Annotated in this window: 7 protein-coding genes and 1 pseudogene; 6 read left to right on the top strand and 2 right to left on the bottom strand. The window is 62.5% G+C overall.

Annotated features, from left to right (window positions below; genetic code table 11):
* Positions 1–96 precede the first annotated feature (96 nt).
* Positions 97–338: pseudogene (locus QMG52_RS21350) on the top strand (ATP-binding protein); the annotation flags it as partial.
* A 716-nt stretch (positions 339–1,054) separates the two neighbouring features.
* Here QMG52_RS21350 and QMG52_RS21355 read toward each other — a convergent pair.
* Complete coding sequence (locus QMG52_RS21355) at positions 1,055–1,474, bottom strand: DUF6855 family protein (RefSeq protein WP_283562412.1); 420 nt, start codon at positions 1,472–1,474, stop codon at positions 1,055–1,057.
* A 145-nt stretch (positions 1,475–1,619) separates the two neighbouring features.
* A complete protein-coding gene (locus QMG52_RS21360) occupies positions 1,620–1,994 on the bottom strand; it encodes a MarR family winged helix-turn-helix transcriptional regulator (RefSeq protein WP_283562413.1) in 375 nt (124 codons plus the stop codon).
* A 206-nt stretch (positions 1,995–2,200) separates the two neighbouring features.
* Between QMG52_RS21360 and QMG52_RS21365 the strand changes: the two genes are divergently transcribed.
* From QMG52_RS21365 to QMG52_RS21385, 5 genes are all read left to right on the top strand, one after another.
* The gene (locus tag QMG52_RS21365; RefSeq protein WP_283562414.1) at positions 2,201–2,344 is read left to right on the top strand and encodes a hypothetical protein; all 144 of its coding nucleotides are present in this window, start codon (positions 2,201–2,203) and stop codon (positions 2,342–2,344) included.
* 80 nt (positions 2,345–2,424) lie between these two features.
* On the top strand, positions 2,425–2,826 hold the full coding sequence (locus QMG52_RS21370; RefSeq protein ID WP_283562415.1) for a hypothetical protein: 402 nt from the start codon (positions 2,425–2,427) through the stop codon (positions 2,824–2,826).
* Positions 2,827–3,108: 282 nt separating this feature from the next.
* A complete protein-coding gene (locus QMG52_RS21375) occupies positions 3,109–3,708 on the top strand; it encodes a hypothetical protein (RefSeq protein ID WP_283562416.1) in 600 nt (199 codons plus the stop codon).
* A gap of 254 nt (positions 3,709–3,962) precedes the next feature.
* Positions 3,963–4,658 (top strand): maleylpyruvate isomerase family mycothiol-dependent enzyme, encoded by a 696-nt coding sequence (locus QMG52_RS21380; RefSeq protein WP_283562417.1) that lies wholly within the window; start codon positions 3,963–3,965, stop codon positions 4,656–4,658.
* 185 nt (positions 4,659–4,843) lie between these two features.
* On the top strand, positions 4,844–5,198 hold a 355-nt coding region (locus QMG52_RS21385; protein WP_283562418.1), incomplete at its 3' end, for an acyl-CoA thioesterase.

Raw genomic sequence — 5,198 nt, forward strand, 5'->3', positions numbered from 1 at the left:
ACCCCAGTGGCAGGGCCTCTTCTGGTGCCCGCGTTCCCAGCACCTCGGCATAGTTACCGGCTCGGCATAGATCAATCTATGCGGATATCCGCATAGATCGACGAATTTGGATACCTTCCGATCGACAACGAAGGCGCCCGGTTATTGTTCCAAGTCATCGCCGATGGCTACGAAAAACGGAGTCTGATTATCACCACGAATTTGGAGTTTCCCGGTGGGGAACGGTGTTCGGTGATGACAACATGGCAGCTGCCGTCATCGACCGCATCATCCATCACGGGCGCCTCCTTCAGTTCCGCGGCGAGTCCTACAGGGTCAAGCATGCCCTGATGAAATAGGCAACCAGCCCAAATGGCTGGAAACGGTGCCGAGGTGGCCTGATTCTTAGCGCTGAAATGGCCTACTTAAAGTTGACGAAACACACACCTCCAATAACCACATCAACATACAGAGGTTAGCGGCCCAGCAGTGCAAACCTGCCGTCGCCGGCTAGCCTGCGTGCTGATCCGCGTGGGGGGGGTCGGGGATGCCGATGTACTGCGTGTAGAGGTATTCCTGGATTCCTCGCAGACCGCGACATTGGCGTGGGGTAAACGTGGGGTGGCCGTCGATGCAATCAGGCACCATGACAATCACTGCGCGTGCCTCAGACTGAACTCAGGCCCAGTAACCCCTTAACCGAAGGGACCATGGGCAAGGAATCAACCGAAGGGACCATGGGCAAGGAATCGCACACTTCGGTAACCACCGGGGGTAAGGGGGCACCGAAGGCGGCCGGCTTCTCAGTGCGTCCGTAGTCGACAGCACGAGCCTTCAGCTCCTGCTAGGAGCTTGCCTGGACCGTGACGCGCGAAGCATCCGCAGAGCCGTTTCGGTCCATTAACACGCGATTCCCGCACAGATCACTAGCAACATCTTTTTACCGGGGCCGCGACGGCCGGTCTGAGAGTGGCTTCGTCATCGAGACCTGACTGGCACATCACGGTCAAGTCCCGCTGCCCCGACACCCGATCCATCAGGACGGCCTGGTCACTGACCTCGCAGCAGTGCCGCGCTAGATCGCCCGCATGCGGTTGTTCCGCGGGTTGTGTTCGAGCTCTGCAAGACCCAGCGCTTCCAGAAGCGGAGGTAGGTACATGCCGACCCTGCCGCGATATCCCTTTTTGAGCCCATACCAACCACCCACGGGATTCGTAATGGCCCGACCCCACGACTCCACCGTGCCGTCCTTGGCGGATTTCTGTTCGTCCGCGCTGCCGAGTTCCACCCAGTCGCCGCGGTCGCGGAGCATGGCGTGCAGCTCGCCAACAATCCGCAACTGGTACTTCAACACCGTCTTGCCCACGGTGCAGACCAGCTCTTGCGGGTCGGGACCTTCGTCGCGGTACATCGTGTACTCAGACGTCCCCGGCGGAGTCTTCAGTGTCCACGGGTTTTCCCTGGTGCCGGCTGCTCCCCAATTAACGGTTGCCATGGGCATCCTTGTCCTCGTCGTCGAACCCTGCCGTCATCCTACGCGAGTGCCCATGTTCTGGGTACGAACTGGAGGCAGCCGGCCGCAGGCCCCCTCAAGGAGTCCCATTCTTTCAGGCAAGTACGCTGAAGCCTGTGGACACGTTTCATCTGCCGTTGCCCGTGGTCAGGGAAGCTAACTCGGACAGTGAGCGGCGAAGCTCCCGGTAGCGTTCGGCCCCTAGCGCCTCGGACCAGCTCCGCTCGGTTTCGGCGATGATGTGTCGCGAAAGGTCCACGGCGGCGCTTCCTGCCGCCGTCAATGTCACTACCTTGGCTCGCTTGTCGGCAGGATCTGGAGCGATGCCAACATAACCTCCCCGTTCCAAATACTTCATGAATTGGCCGATTCCGGCTTTGGTGACGGCGGCGCGCTCGGCCAACTCGGTCAGCCGGATCCCATCCTTGGGAATCAGCGACATCACCCGGTAGTGCGAGGCCCTGAGGCCCGGGATGGACCCTGCCTTGATGGCTGATCTCATGCTCCCAAAGGCGCGGGCCAGAAGGTCTGCAATGTGTGGCAGGGATTCTCGAGCTGTGGAAGCATTGACATGAGTCATAAAGGGCTACGGAGATCTCGTTTCCGTTGTTCAACATGACCACGGGCGGCCTTTGGCGGGTCGAAGGAACGGTGCGTACCGCCTCCGGTGCTGTCAATGGCCACGATTCGGCGGCCTCAGGCTTCGGTATGGTTGTCAAGCTCGTCCAGTCCCCGCTTCTATGGAGCGGCATCGAGCAGGTTCCCCTCCAATTCCGGGAAGAACTGGCGCACCATTACCGGTGGCGCACGGAGGCCGAAGTCTATGCCTCCGAACTGGCAGCAGCGATGTAAAGAATCTCGGCCCGGCCATATCCGCGGCAAGGGACGCCGCCAGATTGGGGTTCTACCTGGACGGGGCCACTATGATTTTCATGTCTGGCATTCGTGGCGAAGATCTGTGGCGGGTCCCGGCCGTGGCCCAATCCGCGGATCGGCGCCTAATCGCCGGCCTTCGCTCCTTGGCCGACCGGTCCTATGAACTGGCCGACGAGATGCTCGCCCTTCCGGTTCTGCCTGCCCACGGCGCCGCCCGTCCGCAAAATCTCCCGGTCGAAAGCACCGGACATGTCCGGGGCGGATCCACCAACTTCGCGCTCATCGGCTGGGGGCTGTTCGGGGGAGCCTGTGCCGGCTTCGATCTGGGCCAACTGCTGGCTGGCTGGGTCAACCAGGGAACTATGGCCGGGGCGAGCTCTACCGCCTGGAGCCCCTATGCTTCCAGGTGTACTGCGAAGGCCTGGCCATCTCTGGCGCCGACATCCCGGAAGAGATAGTGCGACGCGGGCACGCGGCGTCCATGGCCGTCGACAAGTTCGTATCGCCCTGAGCCCGCCCCCCTGCCGGCGAAATCGACGACCACTTCGGCGCGGTGTCACGGTCGTCGGCGGGGTCTTTTGCAACGCTTTTCAGAGCGGACAAAACCGCGGTTTGGTATCGGCCCGCCGCCGAATGCACTCACAGTCCACGCACAGCCAAGTGATGGTGGTCCGACAGGGTCCGGTTCGACGATAGAAACAACTTCGAACCCGCCGGAGCCGAATCCAGGGAGCACAATCTTGAACAAGGTCCAGAAAATCGCGGCAGGCGCCACTCTGATCGGCGCTCTCGTGGGCGGAGGCGCCCTCACCGCCATGGCACTGCCCGCCAGCGCCGCCACAGCCACAGCCACAGCCACAGCGAGCCCCCCAGGATCCGCCACGGACGGCAGGGCGGGGAACGAAATGGCCCTTACTGGTGATACAGCCACGAAGGTCAAGGACGCGGTCCTGGCGGCCAACGCCGGCGCCACCGTCGACAGGACGACCACCGAGGACGACGGCAGCGCCGCCTACGAAGCCCACATCACCAAGGCGGATGGCACCCACGCCACGGTCAAACTCGACACCAACTTCGCGATCACCGCCACCGAGGTCGGCGGTGGCGGCCGCCACCACGGCAACGAAACCGATCTAACCGGCGACACGGCAACGAAAGTCGAGGCCGCCGTACTGGCTGCCAACGCCGGCGCCACTGTCGAGAACACGACCACCGAGGACGACGGCAACGCCGCCTACGAGGCCCACATCACCAAGGCCGACGGCACCCACGCCACCGTAAAACTCGACACCAACTTCGCCATCACCGTCACTGAAACCGGTCACGGCCACGGCAACTAGCCCAACCACTACACCTCGGGTGGACGCAGCTATGCTGCGTCCACCCCTTTTTAGACTTGCACGGCGGCCCGGTCTACCCGCCTGACCCGATTCTCCTGGAAAGTGCCCGAAAGTGGATTTTGGTTCGGCATCCCGTTCCGAGTGACAGCCATGGCCGTGCATCGGTCATTCAATCACAGGGCCCTCGCCCAATGAGCCAGCGCCGCCCCTGAACCCTGGAGCTGGCTTTTCTGGCGGTCCGTTATGCTCAACTCATGGGGCCCGATCGTTACCTTCCCGAGCTGGCCAGCTACCTCGACCGTCTCAGCGCTCTTGCGCGCCAGACGGACGAAATACTGACCCGTTCTGTTCCTGGCTGTCCGGGCTGGACCCTCGACGGGCTTTTCGGGCACCTCGGTGCAATCGAACGGTGGGCAGCTCAAGTGGTTCTTGAGGGGAACTTCGTCGAGGAACCGCACGCGCCGGCCAGGGGCCCGGCAGCATGGTTCCTTGAAGGGGCGGACACCTTCCTCAAGGCAATGGCGGCCCTCGATCCCGAGACACCGTGCTGGAACTTTGGCCCACCCCCGCGGAAGGCCGGATTCTGGCTTCGGCGCCAGGCACACGAACACGCCATCCACCTCGTCGACGCCTGCCAAGCGTCAGATCTGGAGGCCCCCGCTCTCGGGGAGGACTTCATGCTCGACGGAATCGACGAAGTCCTGGCAATGTTCACCCCACGCCAGCTCCGGCTGAAGCGCATGCCACACTCGGAAGAAGCCGTGGCCTTCCACGTACCCGGGGCCCCCGGCTGGACACTGGGCCAAGGGCCCGCTACGGCATCGATTACCGCCTCAGTGCACGATATGTACCTCGGCCTCTGGGGCCGTTCCAACCTCGCGGAAACCGCAATCATCGAAGGTGACGCTGACCTCGCGCTCCGAGTCCTGCAAGGCCCATTCACGCCCTGAACCGGCCTCATTGGGGATTGATTCGTGAAAGAGGACTCTCATGGAGTCAGAGCCTCGGATAGTTGGTCCCAACCCTGGCTCCGGACATCCACATTCCGTCACGTGGCCTGGCGATTATGACGGGAGGAACAGCGTATGAGACTTCCCCGCGTTTGGACGGTCTGCCACTTCAATAAACTCGTTTCATGAGTGAGACTGCCGCCAACTCCGTGACCCTTCGTTTCCTTGCCGCCCCCACCGACGTCGGGCACAGCGGCTCGGTGGATGCCGGCACGGTGCTGGAGTGGGTGGACAAGGCAGCCTACGCCGCCGCCGTCGGCTGGTCCAAGTCTTACTGTGTGACCGCCTATGTGGGTAACATCCACTTTGCCGACCCCGTCAACAGTGGCGACATGGTGGAAGTGGAGGCGACCATCGTCTACACCGGACGGTCATCGATGCACATCCGTACAGTGGTGTCCTCGGGCGACCCAAGAGGCGGTACCCCCACGATGCGCAGTCAGTGCATCGTGATATTCGTGGCCGTCGGCGCGGACGGCA

This window comes from Paenarthrobacter sp. PH39-S1 (assembly GCF_030063245.1).
GTDB lineage: Bacteria > Actinomycetota > Actinomycetes > Actinomycetales > Micrococcaceae > Arthrobacter_M.